General features: G+C 70.2%; 19 protein-coding genes. 13 read left to right on the forward strand and 6 right to left on the reverse strand.

From position 1 onward, the window contains the following. The first annotated feature begins 119 nt into the window (after window positions 1-119). From ACZ6Z4_RS32205 to ACZ6Z4_RS32220, 4 genes are read left to right on the forward strand one after another with little or no spacing between them, the layout of a single operon-like run. Window positions 120-1,529, forward strand: coding sequence for an FAD-binding protein (locus tag ACZ6Z4_RS32205; protein WP_465573151.1), 1,410 nt, complete (start codon window positions 120-122; stop codon window positions 1,527-1,529). Then, window positions 1,526-2,386 carry a phosphotransferase family protein gene (locus tag ACZ6Z4_RS32210; RefSeq protein WP_465573154.1) on the forward strand — a complete coding sequence of 287 codons (861 nt, stop codon included), beginning with the start codon at window positions 1,526-1,528 and terminating at the stop codon, window positions 2,384-2,386. Before ACZ6Z4_RS32205 ends, ACZ6Z4_RS32210 begins: the two co-directional genes overlap by 4 nt. After that, window positions 2,379-3,149 (forward strand): DinB family protein, encoded by a 771-nt coding sequence (locus tag ACZ6Z4_RS32215; RefSeq protein ID WP_465573158.1) that lies wholly within the window; start codon window positions 2,379-2,381, stop codon window positions 3,147-3,149. Before ACZ6Z4_RS32210 ends, ACZ6Z4_RS32215 begins: the two co-directional genes overlap by 8 nt. 27 nt (window positions 3,150-3,176) lie before the next feature. Then, complete coding sequence (locus tag ACZ6Z4_RS32220; RefSeq protein WP_465573162.1) at window positions 3,177-3,752, forward strand: dihydrofolate reductase family protein; 576 nt, start codon at window positions 3,177-3,179, stop codon at window positions 3,750-3,752. Here ACZ6Z4_RS32220 and ACZ6Z4_RS32225 read toward each other — a convergent pair whose 3' ends face one another. The 4 genes from ACZ6Z4_RS32225 to ACZ6Z4_RS32240 form a co-directional block, all read right to left on the reverse strand. Continuing rightward, window positions 3,753-4,169, reverse strand: a complete 417-nt coding sequence (locus tag ACZ6Z4_RS32225) for a VOC family protein (protein WP_465573165.1) — start codon at window positions 4,167-4,169, stop codon at window positions 3,753-3,755. 86 nt (window positions 4,170-4,255) lie between these two features. Continuing rightward, window positions 4,256-5,092, reverse strand: coding sequence for a TIGR03621 family F420-dependent LLM class oxidoreductase (locus ACZ6Z4_RS32230; RefSeq protein WP_465573168.1), 837 nt, complete (start codon window positions 5,090-5,092; stop codon window positions 4,256-4,258). A gap of 125 nt (window positions 5,093-5,217) precedes the next feature. Further along, a complete protein-coding gene (locus ACZ6Z4_RS32235) occupies window positions 5,218-5,964 on the reverse strand; it encodes a maleylpyruvate isomerase family mycothiol-dependent enzyme (protein ID WP_465573171.1) in 747 nt (248 codons plus the stop codon). 31 nt (window positions 5,965-5,995) lie between these two features. Continuing rightward, window positions 5,996-6,430, reverse strand: a complete 435-nt coding sequence (locus ACZ6Z4_RS32240) for a DUF4231 domain-containing protein (protein ID WP_465573174.1) — start codon at window positions 6,428-6,430, stop codon at window positions 5,996-5,998. Between the two features lie 30 nt (window positions 6,431-6,460). On the opposite strand from ACZ6Z4_RS32240, the gene ACZ6Z4_RS32245 reads away from it, so the two are divergent. The 8 genes from ACZ6Z4_RS32245 to ACZ6Z4_RS32280 all read left to right on the forward strand — a co-directional run bounded on the left by ACZ6Z4_RS32245 (window position 6,461) and on the right by ACZ6Z4_RS32280 (window position 17,524). Continuing rightward, a complete protein-coding gene (locus ACZ6Z4_RS32245; protein ID WP_363664606.1) occupies window positions 6,461-6,961 on the forward strand; it encodes a MarR family winged helix-turn-helix transcriptional regulator in 501 nt (166 codons plus the stop codon). Between the two features lie 70 nt (window positions 6,962-7,031). Further along, on the forward strand, window positions 7,032-8,705 hold the full coding sequence (locus tag ACZ6Z4_RS32250; RefSeq protein ID WP_465573177.1) for an acyl-CoA mutase large subunit family protein: 1,674 nt from the start codon (window positions 7,032-7,034) through the stop codon (window positions 8,703-8,705). Beyond that, window positions 8,653-10,476 (forward strand): NAD-binding protein, encoded by a 1,824-nt coding sequence (locus tag ACZ6Z4_RS32255; protein ID WP_465573180.1) that lies wholly within the window; start codon window positions 8,653-8,655, stop codon window positions 10,474-10,476. The genes ACZ6Z4_RS32250 and ACZ6Z4_RS32255 overlap by 53 nt, the downstream gene beginning before the upstream one ends. A gap of 181 nt (window positions 10,477-10,657) precedes the next feature. Next, window positions 10,658-11,479: a co-chaperone YbbN gene (locus tag ACZ6Z4_RS32260; protein ID WP_465573182.1), complete on the forward strand. Its 822-nt coding sequence runs from the start codon at window positions 10,658-10,660 to the stop codon at window positions 11,477-11,479. 100 nt (window positions 11,480-11,579) lie between these two features. Next, window positions 11,580-12,431 (forward strand): MurR/RpiR family transcriptional regulator, encoded by an 852-nt coding sequence (locus ACZ6Z4_RS32265; RefSeq protein ID WP_465573185.1) that lies wholly within the window; start codon window positions 11,580-11,582, stop codon window positions 12,429-12,431. A gap of 128 nt (window positions 12,432-12,559) precedes the next feature. Further along, window positions 12,560-13,996: a hypothetical protein gene (locus ACZ6Z4_RS32270; RefSeq protein WP_465573188.1), complete on the forward strand. Its 1,437-nt coding sequence runs from the start codon at window positions 12,560-12,562 to the stop codon at window positions 13,994-13,996. 76 nt (window positions 13,997-14,072) lie between these two features. Continuing rightward, complete coding sequence (locus tag ACZ6Z4_RS32275; protein ID WP_465573192.1) at window positions 14,073-14,777, forward strand: response regulator transcription factor; 705 nt, start codon at window positions 14,073-14,075, stop codon at window positions 14,775-14,777. After that, window positions 14,774-17,524: a DUF4153 domain-containing protein gene (locus tag ACZ6Z4_RS32280; protein ID WP_465573195.1), complete on the forward strand. Its 2,751-nt coding sequence runs from the start codon at window positions 14,774-14,776 to the stop codon at window positions 17,522-17,524. The genes ACZ6Z4_RS32275 and ACZ6Z4_RS32280 overlap by 4 nt, the downstream gene beginning before the upstream one ends. Window positions 17,525-17,761: 237 nt before the next feature. On the opposite strand, the gene ACZ6Z4_RS32285 is transcribed toward ACZ6Z4_RS32280, so the two are convergent. Next, window positions 17,762-19,045, reverse strand: a complete 1,284-nt coding sequence (locus tag ACZ6Z4_RS32285) for a citrate/2-methylcitrate synthase (protein ID WP_465573200.1) — start codon at window positions 19,043-19,045, stop codon at window positions 17,762-17,764. A gap of 74 nt (window positions 19,046-19,119) precedes the next feature. Between ACZ6Z4_RS32285 and ACZ6Z4_RS32290 the strand changes: the two genes are divergently transcribed. Then, the gene (locus ACZ6Z4_RS32290) at window positions 19,120-20,259 is read left to right on the forward strand and encodes a citrate/2-methylcitrate synthase (protein ID WP_465573202.1); all 1,140 of its coding nucleotides are present in this window, start codon (window positions 19,120-19,122) and stop codon (window positions 20,257-20,259) included. Here the strand turns inward: ACZ6Z4_RS32290 and ACZ6Z4_RS32295 are convergent. Then, window positions 20,252-21,685, reverse strand: coding sequence for a flavin-containing monooxygenase (locus ACZ6Z4_RS32295; RefSeq protein WP_465573208.1), 1,434 nt, complete (start codon window positions 21,683-21,685; stop codon window positions 20,252-20,254). The genes ACZ6Z4_RS32290 and ACZ6Z4_RS32295 overlap by 8 nt on opposite strands. Window positions 21,686-21,838: the final 153 nt, after the last annotated feature.

A 21,838-nucleotide genomic window follows, 5' to 3' on the forward strand; every position in this document is an offset into this window, starting at 1 on the left:
CAGCTGACAGAAAGTTGCCATCGGCCCCTGAAATGACCGGTTCGGCCATCCTGACCGGCCTACCGTAGGGAGGTTCGAGCACGAGCGGATCCGATCAAGACCCGTAGAGGAAGAACAGCATGACGAACCGAACTGCCGGCTCATCGGTCGTGACCCCGGAGGCGGTCGAAGTGCTCCGCCGGGAGGTCGGCGGACCGGTCCTCGTCCCGGAGTCGCCCGGATATCAGGACGAGTGCGCTCCCTACAACCGTGCCACCGCGTTACGGCCCGCGGTCGTCGTCGGTGCGGCGAGCGTGCGCGACGTCCAGGCCGCTGTCCGGTTCGCTGCCGCGCACGGCCTTCCGGTCGCGGTCAAGAACACCGGCCACCAGGTGGTCTCGCCCGCGCACGCCGGTGTTCTGATCTCCATGCACCGGCTGCGGAACTACTCCGTCGACGGTCCCGGACGCCGAGCCCGTGTCGAAGCCGGACTCGTCTGGCGGGACGTGCTGGGTGAGATGGCACGGCACGGGTTGGCGCCGTTGAGCGGTTCGTCGCCGGACGTCGGAGTGGCCGGCTACACACTGGGCGGAGGCATCGGGCCGGTCCTCGGCCGGACCCAGGGCTACGCGGCCGACCATGTTCTGTCACTTGACGTGGTCACCGCGGACGGAGAGCTGCGCACGGTCACCGCCGACAGCGATCCCGATCTCTTCTGGGCCCTGCGAGGCTGCAAGGGCAACTTCGGCGTCGTGACGGCGCTGGAGTTCGGTCTCTTCCCCGTACGCCGGTTCTACGGCGGGTCGCTGTACTTCGCCGGTGAGCACCTGGCCGCGCTCCTGCACGCCTGGCGTTCGTGGCTGCCGGGGCTGCCGGACGAGGCGACCACGTCCATCGCTGTTCAGCGGCTGGAGGACCTGCCCGAGCTGGCGCCCGCGTTGCGCGGAGCGAACGTCGTACACCTTCGCTACGCCTACCTGGGGCCGGCCGAGGAGGGGGAGCGGCTCCTCGCGCCGCTGCGGTCCGTCGCCCCGGCGATCGTCGACGACGTGTCCGACTTGCCGTACACGGAGGCGGGCCGGATCCACAACGACCCGGTGAATCCGCTGTCGTACTTCGACGCGACGATCTCCCTGCGGGACTTTCCGGCCGAGGCCGCTGACGCCTTCGACCGCGTCCTCGGCCCCGGCTCCGGCTCGACCGTCACTTCGGTCGAGGTCCGGCACCTGGCCGGCGCCTTCGACCGGGAGCCGGCGGTTCCCAACTCGGTGGCGACCCGGGGCGTTCCGTTCCTGGTGTTCGGCCTGGGAGTCGGCGCAGCCGATCAGGCCGACGGGATTCGCCGCACCCTGGGCGCGCTGGCCGATGCGTTGGCTCCCTGGGCGGATCCGCGGCTGATGGCCAACTTCATGGCGAAGGATCAGGGCACCACAGCGGCAGCGATGGAGCAGGCGTTCGGCGCGGAACGGTACGCCCGCCTGAGCGCGCTCAAGAAGACGTACGATCCAGCCAACATGTTCCGCTTCAACCACAACATCCCAGTCGATTGAGCCAAACCCACCAGATCGAGGTCGGCGCCGGCGTCGTGACCAAGACGTACGTCGACTGGCGGCGGGGCGAGCATCTGCGCGAGTGGGCGGCGTTGCGGGTGTTGTCGGCGGCGACGGTGGATCTGGTGCCGGAACCGTTGGAGTTCGATGCTGCACGGCCGGCGGTGGTGATGAGCCGGGTGCCGGGGCGGGCGTTGGGTGGGTGCCTGAGCGCTCGGGAGATGGCGGGGCTTCGGGTCGCGTTGGGGCAGTTGTGGGCGGTTCCGGCGGTGGGGCTGGAGGCGATCGATCTCAGCGGTTTGATCGAGCGGGTACGGCGGGAGCTCGGCGGCTGGGTGGGCGTCGGGGTGGTTGGCGAGGCTCAGGCCGCGGCGGTCTCGTGGATGCGTGGCCCGGCGGTGGAGGAGCTGGTCGAGCCGCAGGTGCCGGTGGTCGGGCACGGGGACCCGAATCTGGCGAACTACCTGTGGGACGGCGAACGGGTGCGGATCGTCGACTTCGAGGACGCCGGGCGGAGCGATCTCGCGGTCGAGCTGGCGAACCTCGTCGAGCACCTGGCGTCGAGGGCGACCGACTGGGCGGGGTTTCTCGCCCTGCATGCGGTGGACGCCGGGCACCGGGTGGACGCCCTGCAACCGGTCGACGCTCGGCATCCGGCCGAGGCTCGGCACGCGGTGGACGCCGCGCGGCTGCTCGACGCGCGGAGGCTCTGGGCGGCGTTCTGGCTGACGTTGATCCGGCCGGGCGGCCCGTCGGCGGATCGCAACCCGCCGGGCACCGCCGAGTTGCAGGCCGAGCGGCTGCTGCGGCTGCTGAAAACTGTCCCCGGCGTAGGACAGACTGCGGTGCATGGCTGAGTTTGTGGAGAGTGACCAGTTCAAGGGCGGGCGGATCCACCTGTCCGAGCTCGGTGGGCTCGAGATCCGGGACTGCGAGGTGTCGGGGCTCAAGGTCGTCGACTGCTACGGGAGCGACGTCTATCTCGGTGGGGACTTCGGCCGGGTGGTGGTGAACGACGTCGACGTCACGGCGTACGTGCAGGCGGAGCTCGACCGGGTGTACCCGGAGCGGGTGATGGCTCGGGACGCGACGACCGTCGCGGAGTACCAGGCGGCTTGGGAGAAGGTCGAGGGGTTGTGGACCGAGACCCTCGCCAGAGCGAAACGGTTGCCTGAGGCAACACTGCAGGAGCGGGTGGACGGCGAGTGGTCGTTCGTCGAGACGCACCGGCACCTGCTGTTCGCGAGCGGGGCCTGGGTGGGGAACGCGGTGCTGGAGGAGGACGCGCCGTACCACCCACTGGGGTATCCGGCCGGTGGGATGCCGGCGGAGGAGTCGGCGAAGCTCGGGCTGACGCTGGACGCGACGCCGACGCTCGACGAGGTGCTGGCGGCGCGGCGGGAGCGGATGGAGACGGTGCGGCGGGTGATCGAGGGGCTGACCGAGGCCGAGCTCGACCGGGTCTGCGCGCGCAAGCCCGCCGACCCGTACCCGGACCAGGACTACGTCGTACGCCGGTGCCTCAAGGTCGTGCTGAAGGAGGAGGCCGAGCACCACCGGTACGCCGTGCGCGATCTCGCGACTCTCGAAGGTGTCGGATCCGGGGCGCCTGCTTCGTAGAAGGAGTAACCGACCGGAGGAGTCACCATGACCGCGACCTACACCTTCGACATCTTCGCCACCCTCGACGGCTTCGCATCGTACGACGCCCCCGGCGACTGGGGCGGGTACTGGAGCAAGCAGGGCCCCGAGTTCCTCGACCGCCGCCTGCAGCTGTACGGCGAGCAGCAGCGGCTGGTGCTCGGCGCGACCACCTACCGCCAGATGTCGGAGATCCTCGGCCCCGACACCTCGGCCCTCGACCCGGTGAACGCCCGCATGCTCAGCCTGCCCACCACGGTCGTCTCGACGACCATCGAGGCCCCACTCAGCTGGCCCAACGCCACCCTCGCGCCCGGCGACGCCGTCGAGACCATCACTCGCCTCAAGCAGGAGTCCGACGTCCCGCTGCGCTCGAACGGCAGCCTCTCGCTCAACCGCTCGCTGCTGGCCGCCGGTCTCGTCGATCGCCTCCAACTCACGATCTTCCCGGTGATCACAGGCCAGACCGGCGCCGAACCAGTCTTCGCCGACGCCTCCGACCTCGACCTGCAACTCCTGGAATCCCGAACCCTCGACGGCAACATCCAGGAGCTGATCTACAAGCCGACCCTGCACATCTGATCAGCGCGGCCGATAGGCCTCGTACCGCCGAAGCCACTCGGCCCGCACCGCCGGCGGGTGCGCGTCCTGCACGCAGAACTCGTTGCCCTCCGGATCGGCCATCACCACCCACGGCTGGTCGCCCTGCCCGACGTCGACCCGGGTGGCACCGAGCGCCTCCAGTCGAGCGATCTCCACAGCCTGGTCGTCAGGGCGCAGGTCGAGATGCAGCCGGTTCTTGCCGACCTTCGCCGACGACGACTTGATGAACAACAGGTCGGCGACCACGCAGTCCTCGCGGCTGCCCTCGGCCGGCTCGACGACCCACTCGGGATCCTCGGCATGGCTGATCACCCAGCCGAGTGCGGCGGCCCAGAACCTGGCAACCCGGCCAGGCTCCTGGCAGTCGACGATCAGTGCACCGATGCGCAAGCCCATGGGTTCACCGTACGGAAGGGCGGCGGCGCCGGCCGTTCACCGGGCGGGAGCGTTCCGCCGTTCACCCGACGGGTACGCCCGGCCGTTCACCGCAGGTGCTTGATCACCTCGGCGAACGCCGCCATGTGGGGCTCCAGCACGCTGATGTAGTTCACGTTCCACTGCTCGCGGTAGCGCTGGAGACGATCGGCGATCTCGTCGGGGGCGCCGACCAGTACGCCGGGAAGCTGCACGAGCTGCTCGTCAGAGAGACCGCTGGCGTTGCGGATGATGCTGAGGTCGACCTTCTCCACCGCGTCGCCAACAGCGGCGACGAACAGGTTCAGCTCGATGTCGCGGTCGCCGGCGGCGTCGCTGAGCTTGGCGATGCGTTCGGCGAACGCGTCCTCCGGCGCCATCCCGGGCGTCAGGCCGGCCATGATCGAGAAGCTGAAGATGTCGGCCTCGCGGCCGCCGAGCTTCAGCATCTTGTCGCCGGCGCCGGACAGCATGATCGGCGGGGCCGGCTGGTCCGGCTCCGCCGCGAGCAGCGGCCGCAGCCCGGCGAGCAGTGCTTCGAGCTTGCGCAGCCGCTCACCGCCGGTCCCGAACGGAACGCCGTACGCCGCGAACTCGGCCTCGACGTACCCGGTGCCGAGCCCTAGCTCGAGCCGGCCGTTGGTGAGCCGGTGCACGTCGACGACGTCCCGGGCCAGGTACGCCGGGTTCGCGATCCCGCCGTTCAGCACGTAGGTGCCGACGCGCAGGTTCGACACCTCGGCCGCCGACACCAGCGACGGGAACGGCGCGGCCGTCCCGAGGTGGTCGGGGACCTGCAGCACGTCGTACCCGAGGGACTCCGCCTCGCGGACCCGCGAGTGCCACGCGGACCGCGACCCGACGTTGAGCAGCGAAACACCGAACCGGAACGGCCGAGTACCCATGAGACCTCATCTGACGAAATCGAACCCCCGCTGACAGGTCAAAACGGTACTGTCGCGGCTCGCGTCAATCCGTCAGCTGCCGAACACTCGGCGAGTTCGTGCCAGGCCCCGACGCCGGCACGAGGTCAGGTCGTGCACTCCGCAACCCGCGCCCGGAACGCCTTCACCGCATCGTCATCACCCACAGTCTGTACGGCGGACGTCTCGACGCGCCCCCACAACCACAGCAGCACCGCCGTCGGATCCCCGTAGATCTCCGCCGCGACCTCCGCGTCCGTGTCCCGCGTGACCTCAGCGCTCGTCGCGTTCAGAGCAATCGTCCACGAATGCCCGTCGGCGGTCACCCGCACCGTCGCGTCGACCGGCGACGACGTGTCACCCTCGGCCCACCAAGGCCCGCCGAGCATCAGCGTCAGCACCTCGTCGATCCCGTCCAGCGCCAGCTCGCGATCCACCGGCGTCGCCACCTCGTGCGCCAGCTCGGCATCGACCCGGTGCACAGCGGTCTCCAGCGCCATCCGCCGGTACCAGAACCCCGACGTCGAGTCCCACGGCGAGAACGTCCAGGTCTCCGACGCCGTGCCAGCCTTGTCGAGCGCGGTCAGCAGCGCCGCGAAAGCCTCGTCGTACAAGGCGAACGGCTCGCGGTCGTCCAGGTTCGGCGGCCAGGGCTCGGGGCGCTTGCCGAGGCGGAGGATCTCGACCTTGTGCAGGTAGACCTGCGCGGTGTGCCGGACGACCGAGTCGACGGTCCAGCCGGGGCACGGCGGAACCTCGGCAGCCAGGCCGAGGCGGGCGACCTCGGCCAGCCGCGCGGCGTCCGCGCGCAGGCAGTCGAGGTAGAAGGTGGCACGTTCGGGCGACAACGTCATGCGCGCATCATGGCAGGCTCCGCCGACAGTTTCAGCTGCTGCGTTCCCGCACCGCCGAGGCCCATCCGGCGGTCTCCGCGTTGCTCAGCTCGACGACCCGCTCGGCCAGCAACCGGGCCGGGTCCTCGACCCCGGCGTACCGGCCGGCGAGCCCGGCGTACAGCCAGGCTTCGTTCCGCAGCTCTTCGGCCGTACGCCGGTACGTCGGGTAGGTGTCGCGCAGCCCGAACAACGTCCGCGCCCCCTCGGCCAGCGCGATCACGCCACCGAGCGCGGGCGCGAACCAGACCGGCGGATCGAACGCGACCGACACCGCGATCAGCAGCGCGGCGGCGAGCTGGACGATGCCTAGCCAGATGTAGCCGAGCCGGTGCCGCTGGGCCTGCTGCGCGTACCAGCGGAAGCGGATACCGATCAGCTCTTCCGCGGGAGACTCGGTGCCCAGCACGGGGAAGTCGGGGTCCATGGCCAGCACAGTACGGTTAGTGTTTCGTGCATGGCGAGGAAGAAACCGTTGCCGTTCGACCCGATCGACGAGGCTTCGCGGCAGTGGGGACGGCGTTGGGGCGCGGTCGAGCAGATGCGCGCGGTGACCTCGCTGATGCGGGCCCAGCAGATCGTGATCGGTGAGCTGGACGAGATCCTGCGCGCGCACAACCTGAGTTTCGCCCGGTTCGAGGCGCTGGTGCTGCTGACGTTCTCGCGGCGAGGGTCGCTGCCGCTGGGCAAGATGGGCGAGCGGCTGCAGGTGCATCCGACCTCGGTGACGTCGATCGTCCGGCGGCTCGAAGCGGCCGGGCTGGTCACCCGGACGCCGCACCCGGACGACGGGCGCGCGGTGCTCTGCGAGATCACGCCGGAGGGCCGTGAGCTGGTCGAGAAGGCGACCGACGACCTGGTCAAGGCCGACTTCGCGCTGCGCGGGCTGACCGACGAGCAGCTCAAGGTGCTCTGGTCGGTGCTGGAGCCGCTGCGGCACAACGCCGGCGACTTCTGAGGTATCAAACACAAACCCGAGAACCGCCCCGCGCTGGGAATTAGTTGGACGTCCTAGTATTTTGGTGCCCATGGACGCTGAGCAGATCGGGGCCGGCCGGAGCCGGTGGCAGGCACGGTACGACGCCTCGCGGCGCCGGGAGGCCGACTTCACCACCCTGTCCGGCAGCGAGGTCGAGCCGGTCTACGGCCCGCCCGAGGGGTACGACGACCCGCGGATGGAGCGGATCGGCTGGCCGGGGGAGTACCCGTTCACCCGCGGCCTCTACGCGACCGGGTACCGCGGCCGGACCTGGACGATCCGGCAGTTCGCCGGGTTCGGCAACGCCGAGGACACCAACACCCGGTACAAGATGATCCTGAACGGCGGTGGCGGCGGCCTGAGCGTCGCCTTCGACATGCCGACGCTGATGGGCCGCGACTCCGACGACCCGAAGTCGCTCGGCGAGGTCGGTCACTGCGGCGTCGCGATCGACTCCGCGACCGACATGGACCGGCTGTTCAAGGACATCCCGCTGCAGGACGTCACCACCTCGATGACGATCAGCGGTCCCGCGGTCCCGGCGTTCGTGATGTACCTGGTCGCCGCCGAGCGCCAGGGTGCCGACATCACCAAGCTCAACGGCACGCTGCAGACCGACATCTTCAAGGAGTACATCGCCCAGAAGGAGTGGCTGTTCCCGCCGGAGCCGCACCTGCGCCTGATCGGCGACCTGATGGAGTACTGCGCGCACAACATCCCGGCGTACAAGCCGCTCAGCGTCTCCGGCTACCACATCCGCGAGGCCGGTTCGACGGCCGCGCAGGAGCTCGCCTACACGCTGGCCGACGGCTTCGGGTACGTCGAACTGGGGCTCTCGAGAGGGCTCGACGTCGACGTCTTCGCGCCCGGCCTGTCCTTCTTCTTCGACTCCCACCTGGACTTCTTCGAGGAGATCGCGAAGTTCCGCGCGGGCCGCCGGATCTGGGCCCGCTGGCTGCGGGACGTGTACGGCGCGAAGACCGACAAGGCGCAGTGGCTGCGGTTCCACACCCAGACCGCCGGTGTCTCGCTGACCGCCCAGCAGCCGCACTTGAACGTCGTACGGACCGCTGTCGAGGCCCTGGCCGCGATCCTCGGCGGCACCAACTCGCTGCACACCAACGCGCTCGACGAGACGCTGGCGCTGCCGACCGAGGAGTCGGCCGAGATCGCGTTGCGGACCCAGTCGGTGCTGATGGAGGAGATCGGGGTCACCAACGTCGCCGACCCGCTCGGTGGGTCCTGGTACGTCGAGGCGCTGACCGACCAGATCGAGGCCGAGGCCGAGGCGATTTTCGCCCGGATCAAGGAGATGAGCCCGGACGGCTCGATGACGGCAGGCATCCTGCACGGCATCGAGGAGGGCTGGTTCATGGCCGAGATCGCCGACGCCGCCTTCGAGTACCAGCAGAAGCTGGAGAAGGGCGAGAAGAAGATCGTCGGCGTGAACACGCTCACCGACACCGTCTCCGGCGAGCTGGAGATCCTCCGGGTCAGCCACGAGGTCGAGATCGAGCAGTGCCGGGTGCTCGCGGCACGCAAGGGGCAACGCGACGAGGACCGCGTGCGTCGTACGCTAACGGCGCTGGTCGAGGCGGCCAGGGGGACCGGCGGTCTGATCGAACCCATGCTGGAGGCGGCGCGTGCGGAGGCCACGATGGGGGAAATCTGTGACGTTCTTCGGGACGAGTGGGGCGAGTACCGAGAGCCCGCCCGGTTCTGAGGAAGGGAACGGACAACCCACCGCGACGGAGGTCCCGCCGTCCACCGGACGCCGGCGGGGCCGGGCCTCGGCCCAGAACGACAAGACCCCGACCCCGGACAGCCGCGGTGTGGTGGTCTGCGGCTCGGACCGGACGATGCTGCGCGTCGTCACCGAGCTGGTCAGCTCCGGCGAGCAGGTCACCGCGATCGTCAACCCGGCGTCGCGGCACATCGAGCGGATCGGTGAGCTCGGCGCGCAGGTGATGGGCGTGCGCGTCGTCCGCGAGTCCGTGCTCCGGCGGGCCGGGATCGACACCGACGGGACCAAACCGTCCACCGCCCGCGCGCTGGTGCTGCTCGACGCCGACGACGTGCACAACGTGCACACCGCGCTGACCGCTCGCGACATGGACGAGAACCTCCGGATCGTCGTCCAGATGGTCAACCCGCGGATCGGCGCCCAGCTGCACCAGCTGCTCGGCGACTGCGTGGTGATCTCCGGGCCGTCGCTGGCCGCGCCCGCGTTCGTCGCGGACGCGCTGGAGGACGACGAGCTGACCTGGCTCGAGCTCGGCGGCCGCCGGATGGTCGCCGGCCCGGCCCAGCTGATCCGCGAGCACGTGACCGTGCTGGCCGACACGACCTCGTCGGCGACACCCGACCTGCTGCCGCAGTCCAGCTCCGACCCGGCCGAGGACATCGTGCTCGGGACCGGCGTACGGCACCTGCGGCGCAAGCGCGACGTCCGGCGTACGGGCTGGGTGATGGCGACCCGGGACGTGCTCGACCGGCGGGTGCGGGTGATCGCCGCCGTGATGGCCTCGCTGGTCGTCATCGGTACGGCGCTGACGCACTGGATCACCGGTGTGGAGTGGTTGCGGGCGCTGTACCTGGTGATGGGCGCGGTGACGTCGGCCGGGATCGAGGACGACGTGTTCGCCGACGCCCCGCCGTACGCGAAGGTGGCGGCGGTGGTCGTGCAGCTGACGGGGATCGTGCTGGTCGCGCTGCTGACCGCGGTCATCGTCGACTCGCTGATCGGGGCGCGGCTGTCGCGGGTGATCGGCGGGGTGCGCGGCCGGCCACGGAACCACGTGATCGTCTGCGGGCTCGGGACGGTCGGGGCGCGGGTGCTGGAGATCCTGAGCGAGCGCGGGGTCGCGGTGGTCGGCGTGGAGCAGGACGAGGAGGCTCCCGGCGTACAGACTGCTCATCGGTTGCGGATCCCGGTGGTGATGGGCGACAGCAGCCAGGAGGAGACGCTGCGGCTCGCCGGTGCGCCGCAGGCGCAGGCCGTGCTGGCGCTGACCGACGGCGACATCACCAACCTGGAGACCGCGATGGTGGTCCGGGACCTCAACGACGACGTCCGGATCACGATGCGGATGTTCGACCACGACCTGGCGCACAAGGTCGAGCGGATGCTCGGGCTCGGGCACAGCCGGTCGGTGTCGATGCTGGTCGCGCCGGCCATCGCGGCCGCGGTCGCGAACCGGCGCAGCCAGGCGACCGTCCCGGCCGGACGCCGGGTGCTGCTGCTGACCGAGGTGACCGTCGAACCGGACTCCGTCGCGGTCGGCCGGCGGCTCGGCGAGCTCGACGAACCCGGTGGGCTGCGGGTGCTGGCCCGGGCCGACGGCGCCGAGTGGGACTGGTCGCCGACCTTCGAACGAAGCCTGCGCGCAGGCACCCGGCTGGCCGTCGCCGGGACCCGGAGCGGGCTGGCCAGACTGCTGCTGGTGACCCGCGCTCCCCATCGACCGGACCGGTCGGGGAGGATAGGACCATGAACCGAGACGTAACGACCGGAGGGCAGCGGTGAGCCAGCCGAACTTCTCCCGACCTGGAGCGATCGACCTGTCGGCCCTGCGGCAGCCTGCGCGTCCCGGCGGCCCTGGACCTGGTGGACCTGGCGGCCCCGGTGCTGGTGGACCCGGCCCTGGCGGCCCCGGCGCTGGTGGGCCTGGCGGTGTGAGCGGGCCGTACGTGCTGAACGTGTCCGAGCCGACCTTCCAGTCGGATGTGCTCGAGCGGTCCGTGCAGCACCCCGTGGTGGTCGAGTTCTGGTCGCCGCGGTCCGAGGCGTCGGTGGCGCTGAGCCCGGTGCTGGCCCGGCTGTCCACCGAGTACGACGGCAAGTTCGTGCTCGCCCGCGTCGACGTCGACGCGAACCCGCAGCTGGCCCAGGCGGTCGGCGTCCAGAGCATCCCGCTGGTGATCGCGGTGCTGCGCGGGCAGGTCGTGCCGCTGTTCCAGGGCGCGCTGGGTGAGCCGGAAGCGCGGCAGTACCTGGACCAGCTGTTCACGGTCGCGGTGGCGAACGGGATCACGGGTCGGGCTGAGCCGGTTGGGCCGGCCGCTGCCGAGGCTCCGGAGCCGGAGGCTGATCCGCGGTACGAGGCTGCGGAGGACGCGGTCGCTTCCGGTGACCTCGACGGCGCGATCGCGGCGTACGAGGCGCTGCTGAAGGAGACGCCGGCCGACGCCGAGGCGAAGGCCGGGCTCGCTCGGGTGCAGCTGGTGAAGCGGACGCGCGACGTACCGGCTGAGGTGCGGACGCGGGCGGCGGAGAACGCCGGCGACATCGAGGCGCAGATGCTGGTCGCCGACGTGGACCTGATGGGCGGGCACGTCGAGGATGCGTTCTCGCGGTTGATCCGGACGATCCAGGGGACCGCCGGGGACGAGCGGAACACGGTGCGGCTGCACCTGCTGGAGCTGTTCGAGGTCGTCGGCGGAGATGACGAGCGGGTGGTTCGGGCGCGCAAGCAGCTGATGACCGCGCTGTTCTGAGCTTGTGGGGTGGGTGGCGCCTTTCGAGGTGCCACCCATTCTTTTGTCTGATGCTGTGAACTATTGACAGCTGCCATGCGGGCTTCTGAGAATCATTCACATGTCTCTGGAGGCGCGGATCCACGGGTTGCTGCCGTCGTTGTCGCCGGCGCAGACGCTGGTCGCCGAGGAGGTCCTGCGGGACCCGGCGGCGGTCGCCTCCTCCACGATCGGTGAGCTGGCGGCGCGCTGCGGAACGTCGCTGCCGAGCGTGACGCGCTTCTGCCTCGCGCTCGGGCTGCCCGGGTACGCCGAGCTACGGCTGGCGCTCGCCGCCGAGGGCGGGCGCAGCTGGGAGCGGGGGACCGGCACCTCAGTCGGTCCGGACGACTCGCTCGACGCCGTACTGCGGACCCTGCTGCGCGCCGACACGAAGGCGCTCGAGGACACTGTCGCGCAGCTCGACGTCTCGGCGCTCGGTTCGGCGGTGGAGGCGCTCGCTGGTGCGCGGCGAATCGATCTGTACGCCGTGGGCGGGTCCGCGACTGTTGCCGAGGATCTGCGGTTGCGGCTGCATCGGATCGGGCTGGCCGCCAACAGTTGGAGCGACGTGCACACAGCGCTGACGAGTGCGGCGTTGCTCGGGGCGGGGGATGTTGCTCTCGGCATCTCCCACACGGGCGAGACCAACGAGGTCCTGGAGCCGTTGCGCCGGGCCCGCGCTCTCGGGGCGACGACTGTTGCTGTGACCAACTATCCGCGCTCACCGCTCGCCCGTGCCGCCGATCTGGTGCTGGTGACCGCTGCGCGCGACATCACCTTTCGAACCGGCGGGATGGCGGGTCGGCACGCGCAGATGATCGTGCTCGACGCGCTGTACGTCGGGGTCGCCCAGCGCGACTACCAGCGCTCCACCCAAGCCTTCGACCGCACCGCCGAGGCGGTTGCCGACCACCGAACCCCGCACCGCTGAACTCCACGACCCGCTCCCGCTCCACCTTTCCGCCACCGACCGCTGTTGCCCGCCGCCGACGCCGCACCTTTCCCCGCCCGATCACTTCTCTCGACCCGAACCCTGAGCTCCACCGCCCTGGAGGAACCATGCAGAGCCCGCACCAGAAGCTAGGCCCGACCCGCCGCACCCTCCTGCTCGGCGCCGGCGCCGCAGCCGCCACGGCAGCCACCGCCGGTCCCGCCCTCGCCGCACCCGCCGCCGACTCCACCTCGCCGACAGGCCTGCCCCCTCGAACCTCCCAAGTCGGCACCACCACTCAAGTTGCCCAAGGCAACCAGGCCGACGTACCGATCCCTTCCCCCGACGACCTTCCCCTGACCGGCGGCCCCGACTTCCCGATCGGCCTCTTCTGGCCCCCGCACCCCTACGAGTCGACCGCCAAGCGCTTCACCGAGATCGCCGACGCCGGCTTCGACTTCGTCATCTCCGGCAACTACGCCGGCGACGGCAACATCTTCATGCACCAGCTCGACCTGGCCCGCACCGCCGGCCTGCAGATGCTGATCTCCGACGACATCCAGATCCGCAACATGTCCCGCTGGTTCTCGATCTCCGACCAGCCGACCGACTTCCTCAGCATCACCCCCGCCGAGGCCCGCGAGTTCTACACCCGCGCCCGCGACGCGTACGGCCCGTTCTCCTCCCTGGCCGGCTTCAACTTCTACGACGAGCCCGGCGCCGGCTGGTTCGCGACGCTGGCGAAGGCGCTCGCCGTCTCCCGCGAGCTCGCGCCACAGCTCCTCCCGTACGTGAACCTGCTCCCGTCCGACGATCCGGCGTACTACAACGCCTTCGTCGACGTCGTGAAGCCGTCCCTGGTCAGCTTCGACCGCTACCCGCTGCTCTCCGACGGCCGCGAGGACGGCAACTACTTCCACAACTGGGCGATCGTCCGCGACGCGGCGCTGCGCGGCAACGTGCCGGCCTGGGTCTTCATCCAGACCCTCGCCTACAACGGCCACCGCGAACCGACCGCCGCCGAGCTGCTCTGGCAGATCAACATCAGCCTCGCGTACGGCGCGAAGGGCATCCAGTACTTCACCTACTGGACTCCCGAGGCGGCCCGCGGCGAAGGCTTCGGCCCGGCCCTGATCACCGTCGACGGCAAACGCACTCCCCGCTACGCCGCCGCGAAGAACATCAACAACTCCTGGCTTCACCCCGTCGGCCGCGAACTCAAGCCCCTCGTCTCGGAGTCGGTCGTCCACGCCAACGAGACCCCGCTGCCCAACGGAACCGTCGGCTTCACCCCGACGGACCTCGTCACCGCGGTCGCCGGTTCCGCGGCGGTGATCGGCACGTTCCGCTCCCGCGACGCCGCGGCGACCGACCGCTGGCTCCTGGTCGCCAACCGCTCCCACTCCACCGCGTCCCGCACCACGCTGACGTTCAACCCGGCCAAGGTGACGGGCGTAGACGTCTTCCACCCCATCTCGGCGAAGTTCAACGCCAACCGAGGCCCCGGATTCCAGGTCAACCTGCCTGCGGGAGGTGCGCAGCTGCTCCACCTCCACGTCCGCTGACGCATCCGCCGGACCTGCACAGAACCTTCACGAGTCGTCCCCGGTTCCTGACCGATCGGGCTCCTAGGCTCGCAGCATGCCAGTCAACGGAGCGGGCCCCCGGATCCTCGTCGTCGAGGACGAGCCGGTCATCAACCAGGCGGTCGCTGACCGGCTGCGGGGATCCGGGTACGACGTCGTACAGGCCTGGGACGGACCAGGTGCGGTGACGCAGTACGACGCGTCGCAGCCCGATCTCGTGGTGCTGGACGTGATGCTGCCTGGGTTCGACGGCCATGAGGTCTGCCGCCGGATCCAGGCAGCGCGCCCGGTCCCGGTCCTGATGCTGACCGCCCGCGACGACGAGGTCGACATCCTGATCGGCCTCGGGGTGGGCGCCGACGACTACCTCACCAAGCCGTTTCGCATGCGCGAGCTGGTCGCCCGGGTCGCCGCCCTGCTCCGCCGCGTTGAACGCGCCGCCGAACTGGCGAGCCGCCCCGACGACACCCCCGACCTGGGCGACCTCCGCATCGACGCCGCCGCCCGTCGCGTCTGGGTCGCCGACTCCGAGGTTCATCTGACACCGACCGAGTTCGACCTGCTGATCTGCCTGGCGCGAACCCCTGGCGCCGTCCTCACCCGAGACAATCTGTACGCCGAAGTCTGGGGCTGGCCCGGCGCCTCCGGCACCCGCACGGTCGACAGCCACGTCAAGGCCCTCAGATCCAAGATCGGCACCGAGAAGATCCGCACGGTCCACGGAACGGGCTACGCCCTCGAACCAGGTGGTACGCCGTGAGCCGCACCGAGCACTCCGAAGCTCCCTTGCGCAACGCGCCTCTCGATCAGATCCGTTCCGTCAAAACCAAACTCGGCCTCCTCGTCGCCGTCAGCACGATCCTCGCCTCCGTCCTCGCCGCGGTCGGCGCGGTCGGCAGCGTCCCCGTCTGGCTCAGCATCCCCGTCACCGTCGCGCTCGCCCTCGCGGTCACCCAACTCCTAGCCGTCGGCATGACCTCCCCCCTCCGCGAGATGACTGCCGCCGCCCGCAGCATGGCCCGCGGCGACTACTCGACCCGCGTCACCGCCTCCTCCAGCGACGAGGTCGGCGAACTCGGCCGGGCCTTCAACCGCATGGCCGAGGACCTCGCGGCCGTCGACCGCCAGCGCCGCGAGCTCGTCGCCAACGTCAGCCACGAACTCCGCACCCCCCTCGCCGCACTCTGCGCCGTACTGGAGAACCTCGTCGACGGCGTAGCCGAGCCCGACCCGGTCGCCCTCCGCACAGCCCTCGACCAGGCCGAACGCCTCTCCGCGCTGGCCTCCGACCTCCTCGACCTGGCCCGAGTCGACGCCGGCAAAGCGCCCCTCACCACCACCCAGATCCCCATCCAAACCCTTCTCGACAAGGCCGTTGCCGAGGCGCGAGTCACCGGCCGCCAGGTCCGGTACGCCGTACAAGTGACCCCCACGACCCTCACCGTCGCCGCCGACCCCGCCCGCCTCCAGCAACTGATCGCCAACCTCCTCGACAACGCCTCCCGGCACAGCCCCGCAGGCGGCGAGGTCCGCATCACCGCCGAGCAGCTGCCGACCGCCGGCGCCGCCGGACCGCGTCGTGACGAGGCCTGGCGCCTGGAGGTCGCCGACGACGGCCCCGGCATCCCCGCCGCCGACCGCGACCGCGTCTTCGAACGCTTCGGCACCCTCGCCGAAACCGACGGCGGCGGCGGCACCGGCCTCGGCTTGGCGATCGCCCGCTGGGTCACCGACCTCCACGGCGGCACCATCCATTTCGTCGACCCCGACCCCACCCACCCCGGCGCCCGAGTCCGCGCCGACCTCCCCACCAACCCGAGACCCGCAGGAAAGGCCCAGGCCCGCCCAATGCCCACCGACCCGAAGAAGCCCGCAGACAAACCGAGTACCCCGCCCGCGACTGCCGCTGGTACGCCGCCTGCAGCTTCCGCCAGTACGCCGCCCGCTGCATCTGCTGGTACGCCGTCCATCTCCTCCGCGGCTACCTCGTCTGGTTCCTCAGCTGTCGTCACAGCCCCACGCCCGAAACCCACCAATCCCACGGCCCGCCCCCCGGAGTCCGGCATGGACCTCCTCTTCGGCAAGTTCTGGCCCGACAAGAACCTCCCCGGCAACCTCCCCGCCCTCCTCTGGTGCCTCGGCGTCGGCCTGCTCGCCGGCGTCATCCTCCCCTTCCGCGATCTCGGCCTCGGGACCTTCCTCGTCCTCATCGCCGCCGGCGCCGTCATCCTCACCTTCAGCGTCAACCGCCGCTCGCGCTTCACCCTCACCTGCGCCGCCCTCTGCTTGTTGCTCGCAGCAACAGTCATGATCCGCGACGCCGAGTGGATCACCGTCCTCTGCCTGCTCGCCGGCGGCGCCCTCTGCATGACCGCACTCGTAAACGGCCGCAGCGTCCCCGCGTTCGTGCTCGCCGGCATCTCCTGGCCCCTCGCCGGCCTCCGCGGCCTCCCATGGCTCGGCCGCTCGGCCCGCACAGTCGGCAGCGTCCGCGCCAACGCCGCACTCGTCCGCACCATCGCGATCTCCGCCCTCGGCGTACTCGTCTTCGGTCTGCTCTTCTCCTCCGCCGACGCGGTGTTCGGCGAGTGGGCCGGCGCGCTCGTCCCCGACCTCGAGCTCGACACCTTCGTCCTCCGCGCCTTCATCACGATCGCCGTCGGCGGCGTAGTCCTGGCAGCGACGTACCTCGGCCTCAACCCCCCGAACGTCGAAGCCAACGCCGGCACCCCCCGCCCGGTCGCCCGCCGCTACGAGTGGCTCGCCCCCGTCCTGCTCGTCGACGGCGTCTTCCTCGTCTTCCTCGCCGCGCAGGCCACCGTCATCTTCGGCGGCCACGACTACCTCGAACGCATCACCGGCCTCACGTACGCCGAGTACGTCCACCAGGGCTTCGGGCAACTGACCGTCGCCACCGCCCTCACCCTCCTGGTCGTCTGGGCCGCCGCCCGCAAAGCCCCCCGTACGACGCCCGCCGACGTCGCCTGGCTCCGCGCCTCCCTCGGCCTGCTCTGCGCGCTCACCCTCGTCGTCGTCGCCTCGGCGCTCTACCGCATGCACGTGTACCAGCAGGCCTACGGTTTCACCGAGCTCCGCCTCCTCGTCGACGTCTTCGAAGGCTGGCTCGGCCTGCTAGTCATCGGCGTGATGATCAGCGGCGTCGTCCGCAAGACCGGCTGGCTCCCACGCGCCGCGATCCTCAGCGGCGCGACCGCCCTGCTGTTGCTAGCAGCAATCAACCCCGACGCCTGGATCGCCAAGCACAACGTCGACCGCTACACCACCACCGGCAAGGTCGACTGGTGGTACCTGCAAAGCCTGTCCGACGACGCCGTCCCGGTCCTCGCCGAACTCCCCACCCCAGTAGCCCACTGCGCCCTCTCCGGCTACGACCGCACCAAGAACGACTGGCTCGAATGGAACCTCGGCCGCCACCGGGCCCAGCAACACCTCAGCCCGACCTCCACCGGCAACAGAACCCCCGACCCCACCTGTCCCACCGGCTGACCGGTGCGCTGCTGCCGATGGCTCGAGTGGAACCTCGGCCGGCACCAGGCCCAGCCTCACGTCCACCGGCAACAGCCGCTGGATGAGGGATGTCACGGCGGGATGCTCCTCGGGTCAGTCTGACGACCGGATTCGTATGGTGGTGTTCATTTGGGCCGTCGCTGATGTGCAAGGTCGGAGCCGCTCGGCGGATGGCAATCAGTACGCCGTCGCGGAGGCGTTGGCGCGTAGCGCGTCTTAGGTGGTTTCGGGGCCGGTGTAGACGCCCAGGGCTCGGAAGCGGAGGGGTGGGGCGGCGTACTCCTCCAGGGCGTGGGCGGTCCAGCCGATCATGCGGGCTATGGCGAAGAGGGCCTCGCCGGCTTCGGCGGGGAGGTCGTACGCGTGGAGGATCGCCGCCAGGGCGAGATCCGAGTTGGGGAAGCTGGGGACTTGGGCTGTGAGGTGCTCGATGGTTTCGATCACTGGGTGGTCGCCGAGCATCTGCAGGAGGGCCTCGGCGCGTGGGTCGCGTTGTTGGTAGATCTTGTGGCCGAAGCCGGGGGTGGGGTCGCCGGAGCGGAGTTGGTCGGAGAGGGCCTTCGTCGGGTCGTCGAGGGCTCGGGCGAGGAACTCGTACGCGAGGGTGGGGGCGGCGCCGTGGAGGTGGCCGTCGAGTGCGCCGAGGCCGGCGGAGATGACGGCGTACAGGTTGGCGCGGCTGCTGGCGGCGACGCGGGCGGCGATGGTGGAGACGGCGAGGCCGTGGTCGGCGAGGAGGATGACGGCCGCGTCGAGCAGGTCGGGGAGTGATGCCGCTGGGCTCTGCGCTGCCGCGCGGGAGGTGGGGGCCGGCGAGGCGGACGCGGGCAGTTGTGGGGAGACGATCTGAGAGAGCTTTGGGGCCAGGCGGGCACCGAAGGTTCGAGGGGCCTCGGGGTCGGGGCCGGGGAGGGCAGCGGTCAGGGTGCCCAGGAGGTTTCGGGCGGTGCGGGTGACTGATTCGGGGGAGAGGTCGTAGCGAAGGGGGTCGCCGGCGCCCAGTACGGCGACCGCGATGCGCAGCTTGTCGGTGAGGCGGGCGGTCGGGGGTGCGGCGGCGATGGCCTGGCGGGCCAGGCTGACCTGGTCGGGCGGGGTGGGGAAGGGAGCGGGTGTGGAAGGCGAGGAGCGGCCCGGCTGCACCGCAGAGCTGCCCGGCATGTCGGGCTGGGAGGTGCCTGTCCAGAGGAGGGTGGCTACCGATTCGACGGTGTGGGTCTTCAGGAGGCCTCTGACTTGGTGGCCTCGGTAGTAGAGGTCGTTGTCGGTGATGTGGGTCAGCTGGGTTTCGATGCGTTCGATGGCGCCGGGGTGGTCGACGGTGCGGTCGGCCAGGCGGGCTACGTCGGCGGCGAGGAAGAGGCTGCCGCGGCGGCCTCGGGCTCGGGTGCTGGTCAGGAGGCCTCGGCTGACGTAGGCGTAGATGGTCTCGGGTTTCACCTTCAGGCGGGCGGCGACCTCGGCGGTGGTGAGGTAATGCTCGTCACTCGGATCCGGCACGGTGCGCTCCCGGTGCGGCTCATGTTGACTTGATCAACGTTGACAATAGTGGATCCAGAGATCAATTTGAATCTATGTCTATCAATGTGGATCAACTCTTCGAGGTGCCGCCGGGGTTGCGGAACGTTGTGGTGACCGAGACCGAGCTGGGGGATGTTCGGGGGGACGAGGGGTTCTATCACTACCGGGAGTACTCCGCGGTGGAGTTGGCGCGGAGCAAGACCGTCGAGGACGTCTGGTTCTTGATGCTCGAGGGGCGGTTGCCGTCGACGGAGGAGCGGGCTCGATTCGTGGGTGAGGTGGCGCCGCTGCGGGTGTTGCCGGATGAGGTGCGGGGGATTCTGCCGGCGGTCGCGGCCGCGGGGGTGGTGGAGAAGCCGTTGGCTGGGCTGCGGACTGCCTTGTCGGTGCTGGCGGCGGCTCGGGATCTACCGGCGTTGTGGGACGTCGATCCGGTACGGCGTAAGGCTGACGCGATGCTGGTCTGCGCGGTGACACCGACGATTCTGGCGGCGCTGCACCGGCTGCGGCAGGGGGAGGAGCCGCTGGAGCCGCGGGACGATCTGGGGGCGGCGGCGAACTGGCTGTACCTGGTGACCGGGGTGGAGCCGTCGGCGCAGCAGGTGGCGGCGATCGAGAGCTATTTGATCGCGACGGTTGATCACGGGTTCAACGCGTCGACGTTCACTGCGCGGGTGATCGCGTCGACCGGCGCGGATGTGGTGTCGGCGGTCGCGGGGGCGTTGGGCGCGTTCTCGGGGCCGTTGCACGGTGGGGCGCCGGATCGGGCGCTCGCGAGCTTGGACGAGATCGGGACGCCGGAGCGAGCGGACGCGTGGGTTCGCGAGAGGGTCGCCAAAGGGGATCGGATCATGGGGTTCGGGCATGCGGTGTACCGGACGGATGATCCGCGGTCGTTGATGCTGCGGGAGATCGCGCGGGGGATGGGTGGGGAGCTGGTCGACTTCGCGGTGACCGTCGAGCAGACGGTAGTCGACGTGCTGGCCGAGCTGAAGCCCGGGCGGAATCTGTACGCGAACGTGGAGTTCTACGCGGGGGTGGTGATGGAGTTGTGCGGGTTGCCGCGGTCGATGTTCACGCCGACGTTCGCGACCAGCCGGGTGATCGGGTGGACCGCGAACATCCTGGAGCAGGCCGAGGAGGGCAAGGTCATTCGGCCTGCTGCAAGGTACGTGGGTCCAGCTCCTAGGTGAAGTGCAGATCTGGGTTGGTCAGGCGACCGAAGCGGAGGGAAACGAGGTCGCGGGGGTAGTTCTGGCGGAGGCGCCACGGGCCGGTGGTGCCCTGCCGGGGTAACAGATCGGCAGCCCGGCGGATGTAGCCGGAGGTCAGGTCCACCACCGGGCGAGCCGGCTTCGTCAGCTCCTCGGCGGGGATCTCCGGCCGGCAGATCCGTGTCCCCGTCCGGGCCATGTGGTTGAGCAACCGGCAGACGTACTGCGACGTGAGATCCGAGCGCAGTGTCCACGAGTTGTTCGTGTAGCCGATGCACCAGGCCAGGTTCGGGACGCCGCTGAGCATCATGCCGCGGTAGACGAACGTCTCGCCGACCGACACTGCCCGCCCGTCGACGGTCACCGCGATCTTGCCTAGGGCAACCATCTGGAGCCCGGTGGCGGTGACCACGACGTCGGCGGGCAGGTGCTCGCCGGAGCGGAGCTGAATGCCGTCGGGCGTGAAGGTCTCGATCTCGTCCGTCGCGATCGAGGCACCACCGGAGCGGAGCGCGCGGAACAGGTCGGAGTCAGGGACGAGGCACAGCCGCTGGTCCCACGGCTTGTACCGGGGCACGAAATGCGGATCAGCAGGAATCGAGGCAGGCAGCTGCCGAGCGGCCGCCTGGTTCAGGAACCGCGTCGCCTGCGCGGGAAACCGCCGGAACGCGCCGTACGCCAGAGAACTGAACGCGACGTTCTTCCCCCGGATCACCCGATGCGCCAGCCGCTCCGGCAGCAGCGAACGCAACCGGTCCGACACCGCGTCATGCGCCGGCCGCGAGGCGATGTACGACGGCGACCGCTGCAGCATCGTCACGTGCTCGGCCTGTCCGGCCATGGCGGGGACCAGCGTCACCGCGGTCGCCCCGCTGCCGATCACGACGACGCGTTTGCCGGTGTAGTCGAGATCGTCCGGCCAGTGCTGCGGATGCACCACGCGACCCGCGAAAGCCGAAAGGCCCGGGAAGTCGACGACGTACCCGCGGTCGTAGTCGTAGTACCCGCTGCAGACGTACAGGAAGTTGCACGTGTACGACTCGCCGGACGTCTCGACCGTCCAGCGCGCCTCGTCGCTCGACCACGACGCCGACACCACCCGCCGCCCGAAGCGGATCTTCTCGGTGATCCCGTACGCCGACGCCGTCTCGTGCAGGTAGGAGAGGATCGACGGCCCGTCCGCGATCGCCTTCGCCGCGGTCCACGGGTGGAACGGGAAGCCGAGCGTGAACATGTCGGAGTCCGACCGGATCCCGGGGTAGCGGAACAGGTCCCAGGTGCCGCCGAGGTCGTCGCGCGCCTCCAGTACGGCGTACGAGCGGTCGGGGCTCTGGGTCTGCAGGCGGTACGCCGCGCCGATGCCGGACAGGCCGGCGCCGACGATCAGGACGTCCAGGTGCTCCACGGGCGGTACCTCCTGGGGCTTGTTGAGTACCTCGTCAACAATAGGCCACCCGGCGCGGCGGCGCAGTACGGCGGGTCACGTGATCCGCACGCAAAGTTGCCGGATCGGTTTGTCGATTCCGCCCGGGCGCGATCGTCAGCAAGATGTCAGCAG

Source organism: Kribbella sp. NPDC104740, from assembly GCF_055583505.1.